Genomic DNA, 22,340 nt, shown 5'->3' with positions numbered 1-22,340 from the left:
ACCGCGGCGTCGGAGGGTGCCGGACCCGGGCGCCAGGGGTGTGGTCAGTCCGCGGTGGTCACGACGCGGCTCGTCTGCAGCCGGGCCGTGGCGAGGACAGTGCCGTCCGGGGAGGTCAGGCGGGCGCCCGAGACCGCCACGGGGTCGACGCGGGCGGCCACGCCCCAGTGTCCGTGTCCGTCCCGCACGGTGAAGTCGCCCACCCTGACGGTCGTGCCGTCCGTGCGCTCGAGGAGGCAGTCCACCCTGCCGTTGTAGGCGCTGCCGCGACCCGGGAGATCGACGGAGACGAAGACCCAGCCGGGGGCGCCGGGATGGGCGTAGATCTCGCCGACGGGCTGCCCGCCGTCCACGGCGGGCGAGGTCATGTCCCCGACCAGCATGGGCTCTGACTCCACGGCGGGCGGGGCCGAGGCCGTGCTGCCGTACACGGTCGTGCCCACCGCCCAGCCGGCGAACCCGAACGTGACCGCCAGCCCTGCGGCCGCCGCCACGAGCCGCAGCCGGGCCCGGCGGGCGCGGCCGTGCAGACCGTGGTGCGCGAGCGAGGGCCCGCGGGCGCTCGGGCGCCCCTCGTACGCCGCAGCGCCCTGGGGCAGCCTGCGCGCCACCCTGGTCTCGAAGCCGAGAGGCGGCTCGCAGTCGGGGAGCAGGCCGACCAGCCGGTCGCCGACGAGGGTCAGCTGCCGGACGTACTCCCGGCAGTCCGCGCACCGCTCCAGGTGGCCGACCGCCTCGGCCCGCTCCCGGCCGGGCAGCACCCCGAGCGCCAGCTCGGCGCCGTACTCCCGCATCTTCTCGCAGGTCACATCACTGGCCATGGCCGCCTCGCTCCGGAGACGCAAGTGTGGTGCGCAGCTTCGCCATCGCTGCTCTGATCCGCGTCTTGGCCGTGCCGAGCGGGATCGCCTCCGCCTCGGCGATCTGCTGGGCCGTCATCCCGTAGATGCCCGCCATCACCAGGGCTCGGGCCTGTCCCCGCGGCAGCCGTGCCACGGCGGCCCGGAGCTGGGAGGAGGCCTCGTCGGCCAGGGCCCAGCGCTCGGGGGTCTCGGTGACAACGCCGAGGAGGGCGTCGAGGTCCTCGGGTGGCACCGGCTCCGTCCGCCGTGCGCGGACGGCGTCGATGGCGAGGTTGTGCGCGATGGTCGTCAGCCAGGTCGTGACCGAACCGCGACGCGAGTCGTAGATCTGTGCGTGCCGCCAGGCACGCTCGAACGTCTGCTGGGCGATGTCCTCCGCGAGCTGGCGGTCCCCGGTGACGGCCATGGCCACCCCGAAGACCCGGTGCTGGAACCTCCGTACGAAGGTGACGGCGAGTTCCGGGTCACCGGTGGCCAGCCCGGACAGCAGAGCCTCGTCCGGGAGACGGCCCAGGGGGAACCGGAAACCCGACACATCTGTGTATACGGTCGCCGACCGCCAGGGGATTGCCCTCCCGCCCGGGAAGATCACACACCCATTCTCCGTCGCCGGGCCGGGCGGTGCAGGAGGATCAGTGCCCGTTCTGCGCCAGCCGCAGCAGGTGGTCGGCCAGCGCCTGGCCCCCGGTGGGTTCGCGGCTGATCAGCAGCAGCGTGTCGTCCCCCGCGATCGTGCCGAGGATGTCGTGCAGCTCGGCCTGGTCGATGGCCGAGGCCAGGAACTGCGCGGCCCCCGGAGGGGTGCGCAGGACCACGAGATTCGCGGAGGCCTCCGCGGAGATCAGCAGCTCCTGCGACAACCTCCGCATCCGCTCCTCCTTGGCGGATCCGCCCAGGGGCGCCCGGGGGGTGCGGAAACCCCCCTCACTGGGCACCGCGTAGATGAGGTCGCCGTCGGTGTTGCGGATCTTCACCGCGTTCAGCTCGTCGAGGTCCCGGGAGAGCGTCGCCTGGGTGACGCTCAGCCCGTCGTCGGCGAGGAGCTTTGCCAACTGGCTCTGCGACCGCACCGGTTGCCGGTTGAGGATGTCCACGATCCGGCGGTGACGGGCGGTGCGGGTCTGCGGCACGGCAGGCCCCGCGGTGCCGTTCTCGTGCTCCTGCGCCTGACTCATCGTCGTCTCATTCTCCGGCTCGTCCGTCCCCGTTCACCTGCGTCAGGATGCCGGGCAGCGCCTCGAGGAACGCGTCCGCCTCGTCGTCGCCCAGGTTCAGCGCGGGCATCAGCCGTACGACGTCGGCGGCGGGCGCGTTCACCAGGAACCCGGCCTCCTGGGCCGCCTGCTGCACCTGCTGCGCGTGCGGCCCGGTGAGCACGATACCCAGGAGAAGTCCCGCTCCCCGGACATGGCCGATCAAGGGGTGGCCGAGGGCCTCGATTCCGGTGCGCAGCTTCTCGCTCTGCCGCTTGACGTTCTCCAGCAGGCCGTCGTTCGCGATGGTGTCCAGGACGGCGAGGCCGGCGGCGCAGGCGACGGGGTTGCCGCCGAAGGTCGTGCCGTGCTGACCGGGCTGGAGCAGCTCCGCGGCCCGCCCGAAGGCGACCGTCGCGCCCAGCGGCAGGCCGCCGCCGAGCTGCTTGGCGAGGGTGACGACGTCGGGCAGGACGCCCTCGTGGGCCTGGTAGGCGAACCAGTGCCCGGTGCGGCCGACGCCGGTCTGCACCTCGTCGAGGACGAGCAGCGCGCCGGTGGCCGCCGTGATCGCGCGGGCGGCCTTCAGATAACCGGCGGGCGGCACGACGACGCCGTTCTCGCCCTGGATGGGCTCGATGACGACGAGGGCCGTCTCCTCGGTGACCGCCGCCGCGAGCGCCTGCGCGTCGCCGTACGGCACGTGCGTGACGTCGCCGGGCAGCGGCCGGAACGGGTCCTGCTTGGCGGGCTGGCCGGTGAGGGCCAGCGCGCCCATGGTGCGACCGTGGAAGCCGCCGTCGGTGGCGACGACGTGGGTCCGTCCGGTCAGTCGGCCGATCTTGAAGGCGGCCTCGTTGGCCTCGGCGCCGGAGTTGCAGAAGAAGACCCGGCCCTCGCGGCCGAAGAGCTGGAGCAGCCGTTCGGCGAGCGCGAGCGTGGGCTCGGCCATGAAGAAGTTGGAGATGTGGCCGAGGGAGCCGATCTGCCGGCTGACGGCCTCGACGATCGCGGGGTGCGCGTGGCCGAGGGCGTTGGTGGCGATGCCGCCGACGAAGTCGAGGTAGCGGTTGCCGTCGGCGTCCCAGACCTGCGTGCCCTCGCCGCGGACGAGGGGCAGCCGCGGGGTGCCGTAGTTGTTCATGAGCGCGCCCTGCCACCGCGCGGTCATCTCCTGGTTGCTCATGACTCCCCCTCGGTGTCCTGGTCGGGCACGACCATGGTGCCGATGCCCTCGTCCGTGAAGATCTCCAGCAGGATCGAGTGCTGGACGCGGCCGTCGATGACGCGGGCGGTCGTCACGCCGTTGCGCACGGCGTGCAGGCAGCCCTCCATCTTCGGGACCATGCCGGAGCTCAGTTCCGGCAGCAGCTTCTCCAGTTGGGAAGCGGTGAGGCGGCTGATCACCTCGTCGGAGTTCGGCCAGTCCTCGTAGAGGCCCTCGACGTCGGTGAGGACCATGAGGGTTTCGGCGCCCAGTGCCGCAGCGAGTGCCGCAGCCGCCGTATCAGCATTGACGTTGTAGACATGTCCGTCGTCCTGGGAGCGGGCGATCGACGAGACGACCGGGATGCGGCCGTCGGCGAGCAGCGCCTCGATCGCGCCGGTGTCGATGCCGGTGATCTCGCCGACACGGCCGATGTCGACCAGCTCGCCGTCGATCTCGGGGGTGTGCTTGGTGGCGGTGATGGTGTGCGCGTCCTCGCCGGTCAGGCCGACGGCGAGCGGGCCGTGCTGGTTGAGCAGCCCGACCAGCTCGCGCTGCACCTGCCCGGCGAGCACCATCCGGACCACGTCCATGGCGTCCTCGGTGGTGACGCGCAGGCCGGCCTTGAACTCGCTGACGATGCCGTGCCGGTCGAGGGCGGCGCTGATCTGCGGGCCGCCGCCGTGCACGACGACCGGCTTGAGGCCGGCGTGGTGGAGGAAGACGACGTCCTGGGCGAAGGCGGCCTTCAGCTCCTCGTCGACCATGGCGTTGCCGCCGAACTTGATGACGACGGTCTTGCCGTTGTGCCGGGTCAGCCAGGGCAGCGCCTCGATGAGGATCTGCGCCTTGGGCAGCGCGGTGTGCTTCCGGGTGGATGTCATGACGAGTAGGCGCTGTTCTCGTGGACGTAGTCGGCGGTGAGGTCGTTGGTCCAGATCGTCGCGGTCTCGGAGCCGGCGGCGAGGTCGGCGACGATGTGCACCTCGCGGTAGCGCATGTCGACCTTTTCGCGGTCCTCGCCGACGGAGCCGTTCTTGCAGACCCAGACGCCGTTGATCGCCACGTTGAGCCGGTCCGGCTCGAAGGCGGCCTGCGTGGTGCCGATCGCGGACAGGACACGGCCCCAGTTGGGGTCCTCGCCGTGGATGGCGCACTTGAGGAGGTTGTTGCGGGCGATGGAGCGGCCCACCTCGACGGCGTCGTCCTCGGTCGCGGCGTTGATCACCTCGACCTTGATGTCCTTGCTGGCTCCCTCCGCGTCGCCGATGAGCTGGCGCCCGAGGTCGTCGCAGACGGTGCGGACGGCCTCGGCGAACTCGGCGTACTCCGGTGCGATGCCGGAGGCGCCGGAGGCGAGGAGAAGGACGGTGTCGTTGGTGGACATGCAGCCGTCGGAGTCGACCCGGTCGAAGGTGACCTTGGTGGCGGCGCGCAGCGCGTTGTCCAGGGTCTCGCTGTCGAGGTCGGCGTCGGTGGTGACGACGACGAGCATGGTGGCGAGGCCGGGGGCGAGCATGCCGGCGCCCTTGGCCATGCCGCCCACCGTCCAGCCGTCCTTGGTCACGACGGACGTCTTGTGGACGGTGTCGGTGGTCTTGATGGCGATGGCCGCCTTCTCGCCGCCGTGCTCGGAGAGCTGGGCGGCGGCGGTCTCGACGCCGGGCAGGACCTTGTCCATGGGCAGCAGCGTGCCGATGAGGCCGGTGGAGCCGACGGCCACCTCGCCGGCACCGCAGCCGAGGACCTCGGCGGCCTTCTCGGCGGTGGCGTGGGTGTCCTGGAAGCCCTTGGGGCCGGTGCAGGCGTTGGCGCCGCCGGAGTTGAGGACGACGGCGGTCAGCTGCCCGCTCCTGAGGACCTGCTCGGACCACAGGACGGGGGCGGCCTTGACGCGGTTGGAGGTGAAGACGCCGGCGGCGGCACGGCGGGGGCCGGTGTTGACCACGAGGGCCAGGTCGGGGTTGCCGTTCACCTTGATCCCGGCGGCGATGCCCGCGGCCGTGAATCCCTTCGCTGCCGTCACACTCACGGCGCAACTCCGATCGTCGTCAATCCCGTGGTCTCGTCGAGACCGAGGGCGATGTTCATGCTCTGGACGGCACCGCCGGCGGTGCCCTTGGTCAGGTTGTCGATGGCGCTGATCGCGATGATCCGCCCGGCGGCCTCGTCGTACGCGACCTGGACCGCTACGGCGTTGGAGCCGTGGACGGACGCGGTCGCCGGCCACTGGCCCTCGGGCAGCAGGTGTACGAAGGGCTCGTCGGCGTAGGCCTTGGCGTAGGCGGCGCGCACGGACTCCGCGGTCACGCCCGCGACGGCCTTCGCGCTGCACGTGGCGAGGATGCCGCGGGGCATCGGCGCGAGGGTCGGCGTGAAGGAGACGCCGACCCGCTCGCCCGCCACGCCGCTGAGGTTCTGGATCATCTCCGGGGTGTGCCGGTGACCGCCGCCGACGCCGTACGGCGTCATGGAGCCCATGACCTCGCTGCCCAGCAGGTGCGGCTTGGGCGCCTTGCCCGCGCCGGAGGTGCCGGAGGCGGCGACGATCACGGCCTCGGGCTCGGCCAGCTGGGCGGCGTAGGCCGGGAAGAGGGCGAGGGAGACGGCGGTGGGGTAGCAACCGGGGACCGCGATGCGCTTGGACCCCTCCAGCGCGGCGCGGGCGCCCGGAAGTTCGGGAAGGCCGTAGGGCCAGGTGCCGGCGTGCGGGGAGCCGTAGAACGTCTCCCAGTCGGCGGCGTCCTTCAGCCGGAAGTCGGCGCCCATGTCGACGACGAGGACGTCCGGACCGAGCTGCTCGGCGACGGCGGCGGACTGGCCGTGCGGCAGGGCGAGGAAGACGACGTCGTGACCGGCGAGGGTGTCGGCGCTGGTCTCGGCGAGGGTGCGGTCCGCCAGCGGCAGCAGGTGCGGCTGCAGGGCGCCCAGCTTCTGGCCCGCGTTGGAGTTGCCGGTGAGGGCACCGATCTCGACCTCGGGGTGGGCCAGGAGCAGGCGCAGCAGCTCCCCGCCTGCGTATCCGCTCGCTCCGGCGACTGCCGCGCGTACTGCCATGGAATCCTCCCTCGTGGATGGCATGACTATACGCAGCCCTGCACGTTTATGCAACGCCATGAATCACTATGCGGACGGCGGGACGCAGCGACGTGTGGGGGACCCGGAGGGAGGCCCGGAGGGGACCACTATTCTCCCCAGCAGGACCGTCCCGACCGCCGAGGAGCAGGCACCTCCATGATTCTGGCCGTGTTGTGGTTGTCGCCGGTCCTCGTGCCCCTGTGGGTCATCGCCGCGGGGGTCTTCTGCCGCCGCATAGGCCGCAAGGAGGAGTCGGCCCGCCTGGGCTGGCTCTTCTTCCTCGGAGTGGGCCTGCTCCCCGTAGGAGGCCTGTTCGCTCTCGTCGGCCTCGTGACCGCCGCCGTGATCGTGGCAGCGGTGGCCGCCCTCGTCGTCGTCCTGATGCTCCTGGACTGGTACCGCGAGCGTTGATCAGCCGGCCGGACCGGAATGCGGCGGGGCTTGTCCTGGAGTGTGCTCTAACTTCTACGGTTCTCGTCATGACCGATCAGCGCAGCACCACCCGTGACGAGCGTTTCGCCCATGGCCTGGAGGTTCTTCGGAAGGTCGACGGCGAGGCCGGGCAGCGGGTCATCGACTCGCTCGGCGACATCAGTCCCGAGCTGGGGCACCAGATCGTCGCCTGGGGGTTCGGGGAGATCTACGCCCGGCCCCAGCTCGCCCCCCGTGACCGCCAGCTGGTGACCCTCGGCATGCTGACCGCCCTCGGCGGCTGCGAGCCGCAGCTGGAGGTGCACGTCAACGCGGCCCTCAACGTGGGCCTCACGCCCGAGCAGATCGTCGAGGCGATGCTGCACTCCGCCGGGTACTGCGGCTTCCCCCGGGCCCTTAACGCCACGTTCGTCGCGAAGAAGGTGTTCGCGGAGCGGGGGCTGCTGCCCGTCGGACAGCAGCCCCCGCAGGAATCCCCTGCCGCCTCGGCGTGACGGCCAGGGCCCCGGCTGCCTCTGCCTGATCCTCAGGAAGGTGACCGAGTTCGCCGGGAAGGTGTACGTGAACGTCGCGGCGACCCCGGTCACCGTCGACGTCACCGGGGTGACCGGCGTGTTCGTCTCGCTGTTCACCGCGTCCGGCGCGGCCGCCGGCGTCACGGCCCTCGCCCGGGTGGCGACCTTCGCGCCGCCCAGGTCGAGCGCGGTGCGTGCGGCCGTGTCCTGGGCGTTGACCACCTTGACGATCACGTCACCGGTGGCCGCGTCCCGCGTCACGACCTGGCGGAACGGCTCGGCCGGCTTGTCGTCGGTGAAGCCGCCCCACTGCTGCCCGTCCAGGAAGAGAGCGACCTGGCGGCCGCGCACCTTGATGTCGATGCCGTAGGCGCGGCCGGTCTCGATCGACCCGGCCTTGGTCAGCAGCGCGCTCTTGCCGCCGTCGTAGGCCTGCTCGACGGCGGACTGGGTGTTGTTCCAGAACAATGGTCAGCACTTCGAACGGCAAGACAGGGAGGGGGCGCGTACGCGTCAATGGCTCGTGCAGCAACCACGCAGAACGGCGTGATGGGTGAGTTCTGGCCGGTTCCGGACGTCCTGGCCTACCTGGCAGGAGACTGGCGGGTCGAACGGTCGGTGCGCGACCTGGCGAGCGGCGACGAGGGCCGGTTCACCGGCACGACGGCCTTCGAACCGCTGGACGGCGGCGGCCTGCTGCACGCCGAGACCGGCACGTTCGTCTGGCAGGGCGTCGCCCGCCCCGCCGAGCGCACACTGCGCTTCCTGCCGGGCCAGGCGCCCGGCACGGCCGACGTGTGCTTCGCCGACGGCCGCCCCTTCCACGACCTGGACCTCACCGGCGGCCGGCACATCGCCGACCACCCGTGCGCGGCCGACCTGTACCGGGGGGAGTTCACCGTCCGCGACGCCGACCACTGGCGGACGGTGTGGCGGGTGCGGGGCCCGGCCAAGGATCTGGTGCTGACGACGGACTACACCCGCGGGGCCTTGCCCGGGGCTCACGTCCGCGGGGACTGACCGGGCTCGCACCCGCGGCGGCCGTTCGCCGGGGCCACACTCGCGAGGGGGCGCCCCGGGATCACACGCGCGGGGGCCCCGGGATCGCGCTCGAGGGGGACCCGGAATCGCGCACGCGGGGCCCGGGGTCACACACGCGGGGGCCGGCCCGGGGGTCACTCGAAGCCGAGCGCCATCCACTGGTCCGGCCGGTCCAGCGGCCGGAAACCGGCCTTCTCGTAGACCCCGTGCGCGTCGTGCGTGGCGAGCAGGATCCGCTTCAGCCCGTGCGGCCGCAGGTGCTCGCGCACGGCGGCCACCAGCGCCGTACCGATGCCCTTGCCGCGCACCGAGCGGTCGACGTACACGTCGCACAGCCAGGCGAAGGTGGACCGGTCGGTGACCACGCGGGCGTACGCGACCTGTTCGCCCGACGCGGCGCCGTAGACGCCGAAGTTGAGCGAGCCGGCGATGGCGCTCTCCTGCTTCTCGCGCCCGCGGCCGAGCGCCCAGTAGGCGTCGGTGGACAGCCAGCGGTGGACGCGGGCGACGTCGAGGCGGGCGGGGTCGGTGGAGATCTCATAGCCGTCGGCGAGCGGCGGGGTGTCGGTCATGACCGGATCCTGGCAGAGCGGCCGGGAACCCCACCACGGAGTTTCGGCGGACGCCAGGGCCCGGTCACGGCGGGGTCCCGGCGGACGCCGAGGGCCGGTCACCACGGAGTTCCGGCGGGCCCGGCGGGCCGGTTGCAGTCGGCCCGGGCGCTGCCCACACTGGTGTGGTCGGTGCTGCCGCGCCCGCACATGGTGAGGAGGCCCCACACGATGCACGCAACCGTGGGTGACCAGCTTGTCCAGCACGGCAGGGTGGTCGGTCAACACGACAAGGTCGGCGAGATCGTCGAGGTGCTGGGCCCGGAGGGCAACCCGCCCTACCGCGTCCGCTTCGACGACGGCCACGAGGGCGTGTGCTCGCCCGGCCCGGACACCGAGATCCGCCACCGGGCGACCAGCATGCCCGAGATGCCCAAGATGCCGTAGCGGCGCGGATGCCGCAGGTCAGCGCGGGGGACTCGCCGGCTGCCCGTAGTGGTCGGCGACCACCCGCGTCATCGCGCCGAGCGGGTCCGCGGCGACCTCCTTCGCGGCGAAGAAGACGTGCCCGCGCACCTGCGGATACTTCTTCGCGAGCGTGAGATGGCGGGAGAGCTCCGCCGGGTCCTGCCAGGCGGCGGGCTGGGCGGGGTCCCCCACCTTGTACAGCGCCTCCCCCGCGTACAGCTTCGTCGCCGTCCCCTTGGCGACGCCGGCCCACCACGGCACGAGCGTGGCGTAGTCGGCGGCGGCCAGGCCGATGTTCCAGTACAGCTGCGGCACGATGTAGTCGATCCAGTTCTCCCGCACCCACCTCCTGGTGTCCGCGAACAGATCGTCGTACGACTGCACACCGCCCTGGGTGTCCGAGCCCGCCGGGTCGCTGGACGCGTTGCGCCACACCCCGAACGGGCTGACCCCGAACTGCGTGGCGGGGCGGACCTGCCGGGTGCGGGCGCCCGTCTCGCGGATCAGGGTGTCGATGTTGTGCCGGCGCCAGGCGGCGCGGCTCGGGAAGCCGCCGCCGTACACGTCGTAGGCCTCGTCGTCGTCGAAGGTCTCCCCGGCCACCGGGTACGGGTAGAAGTAGTCGTCGAAGTGGACCGCGTCGAGCGGGTAGCGGCGGACCGCGTCGAGCATCGCGTCCTCCACGAAGGTCCGCACCTCCGGCAGGCCGGGGTTGTAGTAGAGCCTGCCGCCGTAGGCCACGACCCAGTCGGGATGCCTGCGGGCCGGATGCCCGGCCACGAGCCGGCTCGGATCGGTGTGGTTGGCGATGCGGAACGGGTTGAACCAGGCGTGCAGTTGCAGGCCCCGGGCGTGTGCCTCGGTGACGGCCGTGCCGAGCGGGTCCCAGCCGGGGTCCTTCCCCTGGATCCCGGTGAGGTACTGCGACCACGGTTCGTACGGTGAGGGCCACAGCGCGTCGGCCGTCGGCCGGACCTGGAAGATCACCGTGTTCAAACGCCGTTCGACCGCCGCGTCCAGGTGGGCCAGCAGCTCGGAGCGCTGCCGCGCCGCGCTCAGCCCGGGCTGCGAGGGCCAGTCGCGGTTCTCCACGGTGGCCAGCCACATGCCCCGCATCTCGGCGGTGGCCCGGGTGCGGCCCCGCGCCGGTGCGGCGCCGAGCGCCAGCGTCGACAGCGCGGCCGCAGCGAACGCCCGCCTCGTCAGTCGTCCCATCGCGGAACCTCCTACGTTCTGGATCCGTCCGATCACGGACCGTCACCGGAAGTTCAGGATGCCGCACCCCGTCGATCGATCATCGATACTTCGCGGTAACGTGCACGATCGGAGCAGGCCGTCCGACCCGGAGGTCCTGCCAGTGCCGTGGATCAGCGAAGGGATCGATGTGACGGGCTTCCCAACGGGAGATATTGCGCGCGTCGGAATCGTGGGCTGCGGCCAGATGGGCGCCGGCATCGCCGAGGTGTGCGCACGCGCCGGTCTGGACGTGAAGGTCGCCGAGACCAACGGCGAGGCCCTGGAGATCGGCCGTACCCGGCTGTTCAACTCCCTGGCCAAGGCCGCCGAGCGCGGCAAGATCACCGACGAGGAGCGCGACGCGACGCAGGCGCGGCTGAGCTTCACCACCGACCTCGGCGAGTTCGCCGACCGTGACCTCACGATCGAGGCGGTCGTGGAGAACGAGCAGGTGAAGACCGAGATCTTCCAGGTGCTCGACCAGGTGGTGACCCGCCCGGACGCGATCCTGGCGTCGAACACGTCCTCGATCCCGCTGGTGAAGCTCGCGGTCGCCACCGCGCGCCCCGACCACGTCGTCGGCATCCACTTCTTCAACCCGGCCCCGGTGCAGAACCTGGTCGAGCTGGTCCCGGCGCTGACCACGTCCGAGGGCACGCTGAGCCGCGCGCAGATCTTCGCCGAGAAGGTGCTCGGCAAGCACACCATCCGCGCCCAGGACCGCTCCGGCTTCATCGTCAACGCGCTGCTGGTGCCCTACCTGCTCTCCGCGATCCGCATGTTCGAGTCGGGCATCGCCGGGCGCGAGGACATCGACAACGGCATGGAGATGGGCTGCGCCCACCCCATGGGCCCGCTGAAGCTCGCGGACCTCATCGGCCTGGACACCGTCGTGTCGATCGCGAACTCGATGTACGCCGAGTACAAGGAGCCGCTGTACGCCGCTCCCCCGCTGCTCCAGCGCATGGTCGAGGCGGGCCGGCTCGGCCGCAAGACCGGCTCCGGGTTCTACACCTACGGCTGATTACGCAGCGCGACCCCCGGGCGGGCCCGGCACCCACGAGGTGCCGGGCCCGCCCGTTTCACACACCGTGTGCGCGCCGGGCACGCATATGCCCGTCGCACACTCTCCCCAGGCGCCGACCAGGCGAGTTCACTCTTCATGCGCATGCAAGGGACGCACGACGCCTCCCTTCGACCACGGAAAGGAGTGGACACGTGAGCGCCGACTCCGGCCATCCCGTCGCCCCAGGGGAACTCGCAGAGTTACGACGCCGGCTCGACGTGGCGTACGCCCGCGTCGAGGGCGGGCTGGCCCTGCTCAGTCATCGCACCGAGGAGACCGCCAAGGAGCTGGACGAGCTGAACAGCCGTCTCGCCAGCCTGGAACACGCCCGCTGGCCGCTGCCCTCGGTGGCCGCCGTCACCGCCCTGGGCGCGTTGATCGTGGCGGTCTGGCAGGTGCTGGCCCGCTAGCCACCGGTCCTGGCGGGCCGAGGTGGCGCAGTCCGGGCTCAGGCGAGCCTGAGGTGGTGCAGCAGGAGTAACGCGGCCGCCATGTTGGCGGCCGGGACCTCCCCACGGGCGATCAGATCGGGGACGAGTTTGAGGGGGACCCATTCCCGGCGGTCCGACTCGAAGTCGTCCACGGGATGCCCGACGTACTCGCCTGTCTCGGACCAGTAGATGTGGTGCCGGGCGTCGGTGAGGCCGTTGGACGGCTCCACGCTCATCAGGTGGTGCAGGGGCCCCGGCCGCCAGCCGGTCTCCTCCTGAAGTTCGCGGGCGGCCGCGGCGGCGATGTCCTCGCCGTCCTCGACGACGCCGGCGGCCAGCTCATAGCCCCAGCTGTCGGTGATGAAACGGTGGCGCCAGAGCAGCAGCACCTCGTTGGCCTCGTTGACGACCGTCGCGACGGCGACCGGCCGCAGCCGTATCAGGAAGTGGTCGAGATGCCGGCCGTCCGGCAGCACGACGTCCGCAAGATTGACGCTGAACCAGCGATTCGAGTACACAGTCTGTTCGGTCTGTTTCGTCCACTGCACGGTTCTGCCACCTTCCGACGGGTAAGTGGCAATATCGCAGCAGGGATGAGTCCCGCCTACCGCGCGCCGCGGTTCACAGCGGCACGCGCAGGGCCCCGTCGATCAGTTCGGCCGCCTCTGCCGTGCCCGCACAGCCGCTGCTCACCAGGTGCTCGCGCACCGCTCTGAGCCGGTCGCGCAGCCGCTGGGACTCCATCCCGCGGGCCCGCTCGGCCATCTGAACGGCCGTCGCCACCGCCTTGTCGGCGTTGCCCTGACGCAGCTCGATCGTGCTGAGCATGGCCAGCCGGTGCACCCGGCCACGGTCGTGGGCAGGGGTGTCCACGGCCGCCGCCGCGTGTTCCGCGGCCGCCCGCAGCTCGCCGAGGCTCAGCAGCGCCTCCGCCACCTGCACATTGACCAGGCCCGGCTGGACATAGCCGGTCTCGTCGGGCTCGTGACCGCGCCGGATGCGTTCGGCGGCCTGCTCGGCCCGCCGGATGCAGGACAGCGCGCTGCTGCCGTCCCCGAGGTGCGCGTACGCCTTCGCCTGCATCGCGTAGAGATCGGAGGTGAGCGCCGGGGTGATGTGCCGGTCGGCGGTCCGCAGCGCGGCCTCGGCGAAGGCGACGGCCTGCCGGAACTCCCGCATGAACAGCGACTGGTTGACCAGCAGCGCTATCACGTACGCGCCGAGCCCCCGGTCGCCGCTGGCCTTGGCGAGCCGCAACGCCTGGTGGAAGTAGCGCTGGGCCAGGCCGTGCGCGTCGGAGTCGTAGGCGCAGATGCCCGCGACGGCCACCAACCCGCCGGTGGCCCGGTGCAGTTGGCGGCCCGTGGCGTCGGTGTACCCGCCGCGCAGCAGCGGCGCGGCCTCGGCGTTGAGGAACCCGACGATCCGCGAGCGGGTCGCGACGCCACCGGTCTTGCGGTACATCTGCTCGTAGTGCGCGCGGGCGGCGCGCAGCATCTCGATGTCGGCCGGGGTCACCCGGTGCCGGCCACCGCGCGAGACGTCGACGTCCTCCGGCGGGTTCTCCCACTCCCACACGGGCATCACGGCAGGCGTGCCGGTGACCGCGGGGGCGCCCAGCAGGTGCGGGCGTTGCTGCTCGTCGGACCGCCACAGGGCGGTGGCCCGCTCAACGAAGCCGGACAGGGAGGTGCCCTGCGGGGTGTGGGGGTCGCCCGGGACGCCGAGTCCGATGTCGTCGAGGGTGACGGGACGCCGCAGACGGCCGGCGAGCACCTCGCAGATCAGGTCCGGCACCTGGCCGCGCGGCCGCTGCCCCTTCAACCAGCGGGCCACGGCGGTGTGTTCGTAGCGCAGGGCGAGTCCGCGGGCCCGGCCGGCCTGGTTGACGTGCGCGGCCAGACCGGCGTGCGAGATGCCCGCCTCGTCGAGGATCGCGTCGAGCAGTGTGTTGGGCTGCATGGGTGGCCCCCCGGTGGCTCGGTGCCCGACAGAGTAGTGCGTCCCGCTTCGCACGGGGTGTGAACGGAGTGCGCGAATCCGTGGTGTGCACGCGGTGTCGCTGCGCGTGTCCGGCGGGCTTGAATTGACCCCCTCGCAAGAGGACCGGCCGGGCCGCCGGCTCCCCCTCGATTCAGCGGTGGCCCGGCCGGCGGCTGCCTCAGGCGGATCGGCGGTGCGATTCAGCGGCGCTGGGCCACCGGTGGTTCGTCGGGTGCGGGTGCGTGGTGGCGGGTCGCGCAGTTCCCCGCGCCCCTGGGGGTCGGCTGCTGCAGCCGTTCGTTTCTCAGGATCAACAGCGCGATGTCGTCCATCGGCGTGCCCGCTGCGTGGCGCAGGAGCGCCGTGAGGAGAGTCTTGAGGACTCGCTCCGGGGTGATCGGCGATGCCCTGACCGCTCCGGCCAGAGCTGCCCGTAACGGGAAGAAGCGCCCCCGGCGGTCGCGGGCGTCCTCCGCGCCGTCCGTGAAGAGGACGAGCATCTCGCGGGGTCGCAGAGGACCGCAGGACAGCGCGGACAGATCGGCCGGGAGCGGGAACGGGCCCAGCGGTGGCAGTGGATCGGAACGGGCCAGCGGTTCGACGTAGGGGCCGCTGAGGCGGTACGGCCAGGGGTGGCCGCAGTTCAGGGCGTGGACCTGGCCGTCGCGGGCGATCTCCAGGAGCAGGACGGTGACGAACTCCTCGGCGACCGGGGTGTCCGGGGCCGTCCGACCTGCCGAGGGATGCTCGGCGCGGGCGCGCTCGCGCAGGTGCCGGGCCAGCGCCCGGTCCAGGCGGCGCAGGACACCGCCCAGGTCGGGCTCGTCGTGCGCGGCCTCGCGGAAGCTGCCGAGGACCGCGGCGACCGTGCCGAGCGCCGCGAGCCCGTGGCCGCGCACGTCGCCGATGACGGCACGGACGCCGTGCTCGGTGGCGACGACCTCGTACAGATCGCCACCGACACAGGCCCCGCGCTCGGCGGCGAGCTGCGCCGCGGCGACGTGCAGGCCGTCGATGCGGGGCGGCAGCGGCCGGACCAGCACGCGCTGGGCGGCGCGCGCGATACGGCGTATCTGCCGCAGTTCCTTGAGCAGTGTGCCGCGGACGTGGGCGACGATCCCCGTGCCGACGGCGAAGAAGACGGCGCTGGTGGCGATCCGCGCGCCGAACCCGTCCTGCTGGGCCAGCGGACAGGCCAGCTTGTAGGTGACCGCCACGGCGCCCCAGGCCGTGGGCAGCCCGAGCGCGGCGGCCCGGCGCAGCGGCACCCTGATGCGGAACATGTCGTTGGCCCCCCAATCAGGCCCTGACAGCGCAGACGGACCGACCCCGAAAGGCCGGTCCGATTCTGTCGCCGCATGGTCCGGAAGGGCTGGGTCCGCCGGATACCTCACCCAGATGAGTGAGGCCGACCACGGCGCGCCCCGAAGGGGTGCGGGACTGTGCCGATCCGCGGCTACCGCCGCGTGGTCGCCCTCAGCCAGGCACAACCCGCGCCCGGCGAACCACACAGTCCCGCACGGCGACTAGCCGCGCAGCACGGCCCCCGTACGCTCAGCGGCCAGCGCCACCGCAGCGTCCCGGGCCGCCGACGCCTCATCGACGGTCAGCGTCCGATCCCCCGCCCTGAAGCGGAGCGCATACGCCAGCGACTTCTTCCCGTCACCCAGCTGCTCCGCGTTCTCGTACACGTCGAACAGCCGGATGTACTCGAGGAGTTCGCCCGCGCCCTCGCGCAGCGCGGCCTCGACCTCGGCGGCCGGGACCGGCTTGTCGACGACGAGGGCGACGTCCTGCGTGGCGACCGGGAAGGTGGAGATCCGCGGCGCCTGCGGGGTGTCGTCGCCGACCTGCTCCAGCGCGTCGAGGTTCAACTCCATCGCGCAGGTGCGCTCGGGCAGGCCGAGGGTCTTCAGCACGCGCGGGTGCAGCTCACCCGCGTGACCGATGACCTGCTCCTCGCCGTCGGCCACGACGGCGAGCTCGGCGCAGCGCCCGGGGTGCCAGGGGCCGTACGCGCCCTTGCGGACGATCAGTTCGGCACCGGCCTCACGGGCGACGGCCCGTGCGGCCTCGACCGCGTCGGCCCAGCCGGCCGGGCGGCCCGCGCCCCACCAGCCGGCCTGCTCGCGGGCGCCCGCGAGGACGGCGGCGACGTGGCGCGGCTGCTCGGGCAGCGCGGCGTCGAGTTCGGCGATCTCCGCTTCGGTGGGGCGCCGGTCCACCGGCAGCGCGGCGGCGGTCTTCTGCTCCGCGCGCGGGTGGAAGACCAGGCCGGTCTCGAAGAGCGCGAGGTCGTGCGAGCCCCGGCCGTCGTTGCGGCGCAGGGCGCTCAGCAGGCCCGGCAGCAGCGACGTGCGGAGGGCGGGCTCCTCGTCGTTGAGCGGGTTGGTGAGCTTGACGACACGGCGGGCCGGGTCGTCGGCCTCCAGGCCGAGCTGGTCGAAGACCTGCTCCGAGACGAACGGGTAGTTCGGCGCCTCGACGTAGCCGGCCCCGGCCAGCGCGCGGCCGACCCGGCGGTGCAGACGCTGGCGGTGGGTGAGGCCACGCCCGGACGGCGGCTTGGGCAGCGTGGAGGGCAGGTTCTCGTAGCCCTCCAGGCGGATGACCTCTTCGGCCAGGTCGTTCGGGTCGGTGAGGTCGGGCCGCCAGGACGGGACGGTGACGATCAGCTCGTCCTGCCCGTAGACGTCGCAGCCGATCTCCTGGAGGCGGCGCACGACGGTCTCGCGGCCGTAGGTGACGCCCGCGACCTTGTCCGGGTGGTCGGCCGGGACCGCGATCGTGCGCGGCGCCGAGGGCGCGACGACCTCGGTGACACCCGCCTCGGCGGTACCGCCCGCGAGGATCACCAGCAGGTCGACCGTGCGCTGTGCGGCAGCGGCGGCGGCCGCCGGGTCGACGCCGCGCTCGAAGCGGCGGGAGGCCTCGGAGGACAGCTTGTGGCGGCGTGCCGTACGCGCGATGGAGACCGCGTCGAAGTGGGCGGCCTCGATCACGACGTCGGTCGTCGCGTTCGCCCCGTCCTCGGTGGCGTCGTGGTCGGCGATCTCGGTGTTGGCACCGCCCATCACACCGGCGAGGCCGATGGGACCACGCTCGTCGATGATGACGAGGTCCTCGGCGTCGAGGGTGCGGGTCACGCCGTCGAGGGTGACGAGCTTCTCGCCCGCCTCCGCGCGGCGCACGCCGATGGTGCCCTGGACCAGGTTGCGGTCGTAGGCGTGCAGCGGCTGGCCCAGCTCCATCATCACGTAGTTCGTGACGTCGACGGCGAGCGAGATCGGGCGCATGCCGACCTTCTGCAGGCGGCGCTGCAGCCAGATCGGGGAGCGGGCCTCCGGCGTCAGACCGGTGACGGTGCGCGCGGTGAAGCGGTCGCAGCCGATGGGGTCGGTGACCTGCACCGGGTAGCCGAAGGCGTTCGGGGCGGGCACGTCGAGCAGGGCCGGGTCGCGCAGCGGCAGGCCGTAGGCGATGGCGGTCTCACGGGCGACACCACGGATGGAGAGGCAATCGCCACGGTTGGCGGTGACGGCGATGTCGAGGACCTCGTCGACCAGCTCCAGCAGCTCGACGGCGTCCTTGCCGATCTCGGTCTCCGGCGGCAGCACGATGATGCCCTTGGTGCCGTCGTCGCCCATGTTCAGCTCGTCGCTGGAGCAGATCATGCCGCGGGAGATCCGGCCGTAGGTCTTGCGCTCGGCGATCTGGAAGTCACCGGGCAGCACCGCGCCGGGGAGGGCGACGACGACCTTGTCGCCGGCCTGGAAGTTGCGGGCGCCGCAGATGATCTCCTGCGGCTCGCCGGTGCCGTTGGCCTGGCCGACGTCGACGGTGCAGAAGCGGATCGGCTTCTTGAACTCGGTCAGCTCCTCGATGGTCAGCACCTGGCCGACGACCAGGGGGCCCTTGAGGTCGGCGCCGAGCCGCTCGACGGTCTCGACCTCCAGACCGGCCGAGACGAGCTTCTCCTGGACGTCACGGCCGGTTTCCGTCGCCGGCAGGTCGACGTACTCCCGCAGCCAAGAAAGCGGGACCCGCATCAGATCTCCATCCCGAAGGGCCGGGTGAACCGGACGTCACCCTCGACCATGTCTCGCATGTCTTCGACGTTGTGGCGGAACATCAGCATCCGCTCGATGCCGAACCCGAAGGCGAAGCCGCTGTACTTCTCCGGGTCGACGCCGCAGGCGGTCAGCACCCGCGGGTTGACCATGCCGCAGCCGCCCAGCTCGATCCAGCCCTCGGAGGAGCAGGTGCGGCAGGGGCGGTCCGGGTTGCCGACGGACTCGCCACGGCAGACGTAACAGACCATGTCCATCTCGGCGGACGGCTCGGTGAAGGGGAAGAAGTTCGGCCGCAGCCGCGTCTTCATGCCCTCGCCGAACAGCGACTGGACCATGTGGTCCAGGGTGCCCTTGAGGTCGGCCATGGTCAGGCCCTCGTCCACGGCGAGCAGCTCGACCTGGCGGAACACCGGGGTGTGCGTGGCGTCCAGCTCGTCGGTGCGGTAGACCACACCGGGGCAGATCACGTAGACCGGCAGATCACGCTCGAGCAGGGAGCGGATCTGCACGGGCGAGGTGTGCGTGCGCAGCACCACGCCGGACTCGGTGCCGCCCTCGGGGCCGGCCACGAAGAACGTGTCGTGCTCGCCGCGGGCCGGGTGGTCCGGGCCGATGTTGAGCGCGTCGAAGTTGAACCACTCGGCCTCGGCCTGCGGGCCCTCGGCGACCTCGTAGCCCATGGCCACGAAGATGTCCTCGATGCGCTCCGAGAGCGTGGTGAGCGGGTGGCGGGCACCGGCCGGCACGCGGTCGTACGGCAGCGTGACGTCCACGTCCTCCTCGACCAGTACGCGCGCGTCCCGCTCGGCCTCCAGCTCGACCTGGCGGGCGGCGAGGGCCTTGTTCACGGCGCCCCGGGCCTGGCCGACCAGCTTGCCGGCGGCCGCCTTGGCGTGCGGGGGCAGCGCCCCGATCTCCCGGTTGGCGAGAGCCAGCGGGGAGGTGCCGCCGGTGTGCGCGACCTTGGCCTCCTGGAGCGCGTCGAGGGAGTCCGCGGCGGCGAAGGCGGCGAGCGCCTCGTCCCGCATGCGCTCGATCTCTTCCGGTTTCAACGCCTCGACCTCGACAGGGTCGTACGACTTATTCGGTGCCGACATCTCTTCCCGTGCTTCCGGTTGGCTGGCTGAAGGTCCCCGTCACCGACTCGTGTGGGCCACGTGAGGACGCAAAGGTGCCAAAGGCCGAGTCTAACGGGGTGGAGGTGTACGAAGAGCCCGTGGGCCGTCAGGCGAGATACGCCGGCGCCGCCACGGGCAGCGTAAATCGGAATTGCGCGCCGCCCTGCTGGGCGCGGCCGACCGTGATCGTGCCGCCGTGGGCCTCGACGATGCCCTTGACGATGTACAGCCCGAGGCCCGTGCCGCCGCGCTTGCTGCCCCGCCAGAAGCGGGTGAAGACGCGGTTCATGGACTCCTCCGGAATGCCGGGCCCCTCGTCGCTCACCGTGACCGACGTGCCGGTCTCCTCCCCTTCGCGGGGGGACTCCGTGGCCGTGATGTCGATGGTGACGGTTCCCTCGCCGTGGCGCACGGCATTTTCGATGAGGTTGCTCAGCACCTGGTCGATCTTGTCGGGGTCGGCCCACAGAGCGGGCAGCGGCTGCTCGAGGCGCAGCAGGAAGCGGTCGGCGGGCTGGCCGGCGGCGACGTACGCCTGGATGTGGCGGCCGACGGCGGCGCCGATGTCGACGGGCTGGCGCCGCACCTCCAGCCGGCCGGAGTCGATCCGGGAGATGTCCAGCAGCTCGGCGATCAGGCGGGTGACCCGGTCGGCGTCGGCGTCGACGGTTTCCAGCATCAGCCGCTTCTGGTCGTCGGTGAAGCGTTCCCACTTGGCCAGCAGGGTCGCGGTGAAGCCCTTGACCGAGGTGAGCGGGGAGCGCAGCTCGTGGGCGACGGTGGCGATCAGCTCGGCGTGACTGCGCTCGGTACGGCGGCGGGCCTCGGTGTCGCGCAGCTGGACGACGACGCGCTGCACGGGCCCGGTGGGCTCGGCGCGCACGTAGCGCACGGTGACGAGCACCTCGTGGCCGCCGGGCAGGAGCAGGTTGCGCTCGGGCTGCCGGGTGCGGATGGCGAGACCGCCGTAGGGGTCGGTCAGCTGCCACCAGCGCCGCCCCTCCAGGTCTTCTAACGGCAGGGCCTTCTCCAGGGTCTGCCCGAGAACCTGCGCGGCGGGCGTGGCCGTGATCCGCTCGGCGGCCGCGTTGAAGCAGACGACACGGCCGTGCTCGTCGGCGACGACGAGGCCGTCGGGCAGGTCGTCGGGGTCGATGCCGGGCGCGGCGGGATCACCGGGCGGCCGGGGCGCGGGCGCTCGCCGCACATCCCGTGCTCCCGGTGCGCTGCTGGTGCCGACGCTCATCCCCGTATCCCACCTCTCAGGCAGCTGGGCAGCAGGCCCTCGAGCTGGTCACCCTACTAGCTCCCGGTGACGGAGCGGCACCCTCCGAAGGCGCGCTGTGCACGCGCCGACGCATACAGACATACGGCGGCGGCGGTCGCGAGGTTCAGGCTCTCGGCCTTGCCGTGGATGGGGACGCGGACGACGGCGTCGGCGAGGGCCCGGGTCTCCTCCGGCAGGCCCCAGGCCTCGTTGCCGAAGACCCAGGCGGTCGGGCCGCCCATGCTGCCCTTGTCGAGCTCCTCGTCCAGGTCGCGGTCCCCGGCACCGTCGGCGGCGAGGATCCGCACCCCGGCCGCCTTCAGCCCGTCGATGGCCTGCTCGACGGGGACGCCGACGGCGACCGGCAGATGGAAGAGGGAGCCGACGGAGGCGCGCACGGCCTTGGGGTTGTACAGGTCGACGGAGGCGTCGGTGAGCACGACGGCCTCGGCACCGGCGGCGTCGGCGCAGCGCAGCACGGTCCCGGCGTTGCCGGGGTCGCGCACGTGCGCCAGCACGGCGACGAGCCGGGGCCGGCTGCGGAGGATCTCCTCGAAGGGCGTGTCGAGGAACCGGCACACGCCGACGAGCCCCTGGGGGGTCACGGTGGTGGAGATGTCCTCGATGACCTGCTCGGCGGCGAGGTGGATGCGGGCGCCGGCGGTGCGGGCCTCGCCGATGATGTCGGCGTAGCGTTCCGCGGCCTCGACGGTGGCGAACAGCTCGACCAGCGTGTCCGCGTGCCCGGCAGCCTCCCGCACGGCCTGCGGCCCCTCCGCGAGAAACAGCCGCTCCTTCCCCCGGAAGTTCCGCTTGGCCAACCGCCGGGCGGCGACGACACGGGGGGACCGCGCAGAGATCAGCTCAGGGCTGACGGGAGGCATGCTCTTCTTCGCTTTCAGGAGAGTCTGGTTCTTGCGAACGCCGGCACAGCAGCGCCCCCGAAAGGGGCGCGGGAACTGCGCGACCAGCCACAACGGGCCCGCAGCCGAACGACGGCAGACGAACCGCAACAACAGGACCCGCAAGCTGCACAGCCTGCGGGTCCTGCAGTGAACGACGGCTAAAGCCGGCGCAGCGTCACGCGGCCTTCGGCGCGTTGACGTCCGACGGCAGCGCCTTCTGCGCCACCTCGACCAGCGCCGCGAACGCGTTCGCGTCGTTGACCGCCAGCTCGGCCAGGATCTTGCGGTCGACCTCGACGTTCGCGGCCTTCAGACCCTGGATGAAGCGGTTGTAGGTGATGCCGTTGGCGCGGGCAGCGGCGTTGATGCGCTGGATCCACAGCTGGCGGAAGTCACCCTTGCGCTTCTTGCGGTCGTTGTAGTTGTAGACCAGCGAGTGGGTGACCTGCTCCTTGGCCTTGCGGTACAGGCGCGAACGCTGACCGCGGTAGCCGGAGGCCTGCTCGAGGATCGCCCGGCGCTTCTTGTGGGCGTTGACTGCCCGCTTGACGCGTGCCACTTGTTTAACTCCTTGTAGCGGGGCCGTGGGTGTCCTCACACGGCCCGGAATCGATTGGGTCCCGGTTGAGCCGTACGGCGCTCAGTGGCGCCCGTACGTCACTTGCCGAGAAGCTTCTTGATCTTCGCGGCGTCGCCCGGGGCCATCTCGGCGTTGCCGGTGAGGCGACGCGTCACGCGGGACGACTTGTGCTCGAGCAGGTGGCGCTTGCCGGCGCGCTCACGGAGCACCTTGCCGGAGCCGGTGACCTTGAAGCGCTTGCTGGCACCGCTGTGCGACTTGTTCTTCGGCATAGCGCCGTTCTCTCCTCGTCGGTGGCGCTCCGGTGCCCGGTTGCGAAAACCGGGCACGGTG

General features: G+C 71.9%; 24 protein-coding genes and 1 pseudogene. 6 read left to right on the top strand and 19 right to left on the bottom strand.

Annotated elements, in window-relative coordinates; genetic code table 11:
* Positions 1 to 44: 44 nt before the first annotated feature.
* The 7 genes from ACZ67Q_RS21475 to argC all read right to left on the bottom strand — a co-directional run bounded on the left by ACZ67Q_RS21475 (position 45) and on the right by argC (position 6,320).
* Positions 45 to 821 carry a hypothetical protein gene (locus tag ACZ67Q_RS21475; RefSeq protein ID WP_471184410.1) on the bottom strand — a complete coding sequence of 259 codons (777 nt, stop codon included), beginning with the start codon at positions 819 to 821 and terminating at the stop codon, positions 45 to 47.
* Positions 811 to 1,398 (bottom strand): RNA polymerase sigma factor, encoded by a 588-nt coding sequence (locus ACZ67Q_RS21470; protein WP_471184408.1) that lies wholly within the window; start codon positions 1,396 to 1,398, stop codon positions 811 to 813. Before ACZ67Q_RS21470 ends, ACZ67Q_RS21475 begins: the two co-directional genes overlap by 11 nt.
* 97 nt (positions 1,399 to 1,495) lie before the next feature.
* Complete coding sequence (locus tag ACZ67Q_RS21465; RefSeq protein ID WP_471184406.1) at positions 1,496 to 2,038, bottom strand: arginine repressor; 543 nt, start codon at positions 2,036 to 2,038, stop codon at positions 1,496 to 1,498.
* Between the two features lie 7 nt (positions 2,039 to 2,045).
* Positions 2,046 to 3,242, bottom strand: coding sequence for an acetylornithine transaminase (locus tag ACZ67Q_RS21460; protein WP_471184404.1), 1,197 nt, complete (start codon positions 3,240 to 3,242; stop codon positions 2,046 to 2,048).
* The gene (gene argB, locus ACZ67Q_RS21455) at positions 3,239 to 4,147 is read right to left on the bottom strand and encodes an acetylglutamate kinase (RefSeq protein ID WP_363264950.1); all 909 of its coding nucleotides are present in this window, start codon (positions 4,145 to 4,147) and stop codon (positions 3,239 to 3,241) included. The genes ACZ67Q_RS21460 and argB overlap by 4 nt, the downstream gene beginning before the upstream one ends.
* Complete coding sequence (gene argJ / locus ACZ67Q_RS21450) at positions 4,144 to 5,295, bottom strand: bifunctional glutamate N-acetyltransferase/amino-acid acetyltransferase ArgJ (RefSeq protein WP_471184400.1); 1,152 nt, start codon at positions 5,293 to 5,295, stop codon at positions 4,144 to 4,146. The genes argB and argJ overlap by 4 nt, the downstream gene beginning before the upstream one ends.
* The gene (argC, locus tag ACZ67Q_RS21445; protein ID WP_471184398.1) at positions 5,292 to 6,320 is read right to left on the bottom strand and encodes an N-acetyl-gamma-glutamyl-phosphate reductase; all 1,029 of its coding nucleotides are present in this window, start codon (positions 6,318 to 6,320) and stop codon (positions 5,292 to 5,294) included. Before argC ends, argJ begins: the two co-directional genes overlap by 4 nt.
* Before the next feature lie 177 nt (positions 6,321 to 6,497).
* On the opposite strand from argC, the gene ACZ67Q_RS21440 reads away from it, so the two are divergent.
* Entirely contained in the window at positions 6,498 to 6,752 is a 255-nt protein-coding gene (locus ACZ67Q_RS21440; protein WP_471184396.1) for a hypothetical protein, read from the top strand.
* 68 nt (positions 6,753 to 6,820) lie between these two features.
* Complete coding sequence (locus ACZ67Q_RS21435; protein ID WP_471184394.1) at positions 6,821 to 7,267, top strand: carboxymuconolactone decarboxylase family protein; 447 nt, start codon at positions 6,821 to 6,823, stop codon at positions 7,265 to 7,267.
* Positions 7,268 to 7,285: 18 nt separating this feature from the next.
* Here the strand turns inward: ACZ67Q_RS21435 and ACZ67Q_RS21430 are convergent.
* Positions 7,286 to 7,750 (bottom strand): annotated as a pseudogene (locus ACZ67Q_RS21430) (alpha-L-arabinofuranosidase C-terminal domain-containing protein); the annotation flags it as partial.
* A gap of 87 nt (positions 7,751 to 7,837) precedes the next feature.
* On the opposite strand from ACZ67Q_RS21430, the gene ACZ67Q_RS21425 reads away from it, so the two are divergent.
* Positions 7,838 to 8,308, top strand: coding sequence for a DUF6314 family protein (locus ACZ67Q_RS21425; RefSeq protein ID WP_471184844.1), 471 nt, complete (start codon positions 7,838 to 7,840; stop codon positions 8,306 to 8,308).
* A 155-nt stretch (positions 8,309 to 8,463) separates the two neighbouring features.
* Here ACZ67Q_RS21425 and ACZ67Q_RS21420 read toward each other — a convergent pair whose 3' ends face one another.
* Entirely contained in the window at positions 8,464 to 8,901 is a 438-nt protein-coding gene (locus ACZ67Q_RS21420) for a GNAT family N-acetyltransferase (protein WP_471184391.1), read from the bottom strand.
* 210 nt (positions 8,902 to 9,111) lie between these two features.
* On the opposite strand from ACZ67Q_RS21420, the gene ACZ67Q_RS21415 reads away from it, so the two are divergent.
* Positions 9,112 to 9,327, top strand: a complete 216-nt coding sequence (locus ACZ67Q_RS21415; RefSeq protein WP_471184388.1) for a DUF1918 domain-containing protein — start codon at positions 9,112 to 9,114, stop codon at positions 9,325 to 9,327.
* Positions 9,328 to 9,345: 18 nt separating this feature from the next.
* Here the strand turns inward: ACZ67Q_RS21415 and ACZ67Q_RS21410 are convergent, their stop codons facing one another.
* Entirely contained in the window at positions 9,346 to 10,563 is a 1,218-nt protein-coding gene (locus tag ACZ67Q_RS21410; RefSeq protein WP_471184386.1) for a glycoside hydrolase family 10-like protein, read from the bottom strand.
* 169 nt (positions 10,564 to 10,732) lie between these two features.
* Between ACZ67Q_RS21410 and ACZ67Q_RS21405 the strand changes: the two genes are divergently transcribed.
* A complete protein-coding gene (locus ACZ67Q_RS21405) occupies positions 10,733 to 11,608 on the top strand; it encodes a 3-hydroxybutyryl-CoA dehydrogenase (RefSeq protein ID WP_471184384.1) in 876 nt (291 codons plus the stop codon).
* Positions 11,609 to 11,802: 194 nt separating this feature from the next.
* Positions 11,803 to 12,060 (top strand): hypothetical protein, encoded by a 258-nt coding sequence (locus ACZ67Q_RS21400; protein ID WP_471184381.1) that lies wholly within the window; start codon positions 11,803 to 11,805, stop codon positions 12,058 to 12,060.
* 38 nt (positions 12,061 to 12,098) lie between these two features.
* On the opposite strand, the gene ACZ67Q_RS21395 is transcribed toward ACZ67Q_RS21400, so the two are convergent.
* The 9 genes from ACZ67Q_RS21395 to rpmI form a co-directional block, all read right to left on the bottom strand.
* Entirely contained in the window at positions 12,099 to 12,629 is a 531-nt protein-coding gene (locus ACZ67Q_RS21395) for an NUDIX hydrolase (protein WP_471184379.1), read from the bottom strand.
* Between the two features lie 73 nt (positions 12,630 to 12,702).
* Positions 12,703 to 14,043: a transcriptional regulator gene (locus ACZ67Q_RS21390; protein WP_471184376.1), complete on the bottom strand. Its 1,341-nt coding sequence runs from the start codon at positions 14,041 to 14,043 to the stop codon at positions 12,703 to 12,705.
* Between the two features lie 221 nt (positions 14,044 to 14,264).
* Positions 14,265 to 15,347, bottom strand: coding sequence for a PP2C family protein-serine/threonine phosphatase (locus ACZ67Q_RS21385; RefSeq protein ID WP_471184374.1), 1,083 nt, complete (start codon positions 15,345 to 15,347; stop codon positions 14,265 to 14,267).
* Between the two features lie 243 nt (positions 15,348 to 15,590).
* Entirely contained in the window at positions 15,591 to 18,113 is a 2,523-nt protein-coding gene (gene pheT / locus ACZ67Q_RS21380) for a phenylalanine--tRNA ligase subunit beta (protein ID WP_471184371.1), read from the bottom strand.
* Positions 18,113 to 19,234, bottom strand: coding sequence for a phenylalanine--tRNA ligase subunit alpha (gene pheS, locus ACZ67Q_RS21375; RefSeq protein WP_363264936.1), 1,122 nt, complete (start codon positions 19,232 to 19,234; stop codon positions 18,113 to 18,115). Before pheS ends, pheT begins: the two co-directional genes overlap by 1 nt.
* Before the next feature lie 127 nt (positions 19,235 to 19,361).
* A complete protein-coding gene (locus ACZ67Q_RS21370) occupies positions 19,362 to 20,501 on the bottom strand; it encodes a sensor histidine kinase (RefSeq protein ID WP_471184367.1) in 1,140 nt (379 codons plus the stop codon).
* A 56-nt stretch (positions 20,502 to 20,557) separates the two neighbouring features.
* Entirely contained in the window at positions 20,558 to 21,406 is an 849-nt protein-coding gene (locus tag ACZ67Q_RS21365; protein ID WP_471184365.1) for a TrmH family RNA methyltransferase, read from the bottom strand.
* 196 nt (positions 21,407 to 21,602) lie between these two features.
* On the bottom strand, positions 21,603 to 21,986 hold the full coding sequence (rplT, locus tag ACZ67Q_RS21360) for a 50S ribosomal protein L20 (protein WP_006141703.1): 384 nt from the start codon (positions 21,984 to 21,986) through the stop codon (positions 21,603 to 21,605).
* A 98-nt stretch (positions 21,987 to 22,084) separates the two neighbouring features.
* Positions 22,085 to 22,279: a 50S ribosomal protein L35 gene (gene rpmI, locus ACZ67Q_RS21355; RefSeq protein ID WP_004933563.1), complete on the bottom strand. Its 195-nt coding sequence runs from the start codon at positions 22,277 to 22,279 to the stop codon at positions 22,085 to 22,087.
* Between the last annotated feature and the right edge of the window lie 61 nt (positions 22,280 to 22,340).

It is taken from the genome of Streptomyces sp. NPDC036813 (genome assembly GCF_055609245.1).
Note: the sequence above shows the minus strand (reverse complement) of the source record. Positions and strands in the feature narration are given on the sequence as shown.

Coding starts and splice junctions, on each gene's coding strand:
- ACZ67Q_RS21475 (WP_471184410.1), bottom strand. CDS start 821: ATGGCCAGTGATGTGACCTGCGAGAAGATGCGGGAGTACGGCGCCGAG.
- ACZ67Q_RS21465 (WP_471184406.1), bottom strand. CDS start 2,038: ATGAGTCAGGCGCAGGAGCACGAGAACGGCACCGCGGGGCCTGCCGTG.
- ACZ67Q_RS21460 (WP_471184404.1), bottom strand. CDS start 3,242: ATGAGCAACCAGGAGATGACCGCGCGGTGGCAGGGCGCGCTCATGAAC.
- argB (WP_363264950.1), bottom strand. CDS start 4,147: ATGACATCCACCCGGAAGCACACCGCGCTGCCCAAGGCGCAGATCCTC.
- argC (WP_471184398.1), bottom strand. CDS start 6,320: ATGGCAGTACGCGCGGCAGTCGCCGGAGCGAGCGGATACGCAGGCGGG.
- ACZ67Q_RS21440 (WP_471184396.1), top strand. CDS start 6,498: ATGATTCTGGCCGTGTTGTGGTTGTCGCCGGTCCTCGTGCCCCTGTGG.
- ACZ67Q_RS21435 (WP_471184394.1), top strand. CDS start 6,821: ATGACCGATCAGCGCAGCACCACCCGTGACGAGCGTTTCGCCCATGGC.
- ACZ67Q_RS21425 (WP_471184844.1), top strand. CDS start 7,838: ATGGGTGAGTTCTGGCCGGTTCCGGACGTCCTGGCCTACCTGGCAGGA.
- ACZ67Q_RS21420 (WP_471184391.1), bottom strand. CDS start 8,901: ATGACCGACACCCCGCCGCTCGCCGACGGCTATGAGATCTCCACCGAC.
- ACZ67Q_RS21415 (WP_471184388.1), top strand. CDS start 9,112: ATGCACGCAACCGTGGGTGACCAGCTTGTCCAGCACGGCAGGGTGGTC.
- ACZ67Q_RS21410 (WP_471184386.1), bottom strand. CDS start 10,563: ATGGGACGACTGACGAGGCGGGCGTTCGCTGCGGCCGCGCTGTCGACG.
- ACZ67Q_RS21390 (WP_471184376.1), bottom strand. CDS start 14,043: ATGCAGCCCAACACACTGCTCGACGCGATCCTCGACGAGGCGGGCATC.
- ACZ67Q_RS21385 (WP_471184374.1), bottom strand. CDS start 15,347: ATGTTCCGCATCAGGGTGCCGCTGCGCCGGGCCGCCGCGCTCGGGCTG.
- pheT (WP_471184371.1), bottom strand. CDS start 18,113: ATGCGGGTCCCGCTTTCTTGGCTGCGGGAGTACGTCGACCTGCCGGCG.
- pheS (WP_363264936.1), bottom strand. CDS start 19,234: ATGTCGGCACCGAATAAGTCGTACGACCCTGTCGAGGTCGAGGCGTTG.
- ACZ67Q_RS21370 (WP_471184367.1), bottom strand. CDS start 20,501: ATGAGCGTCGGCACCAGCAGCGCACCGGGAGCACGGGATGTGCGGCGA.
- ACZ67Q_RS21365 (WP_471184365.1), bottom strand. CDS start 21,406: ATGCCTCCCGTCAGCCCTGAGCTGATCTCTGCGCGGTCCCCCCGTGTC.
- rpmI (WP_004933563.1), bottom strand. CDS start 22,279: ATGCCGAAGAACAAGTCGCACAGCGGTGCCAGCAAGCGCTTCAAGGTC.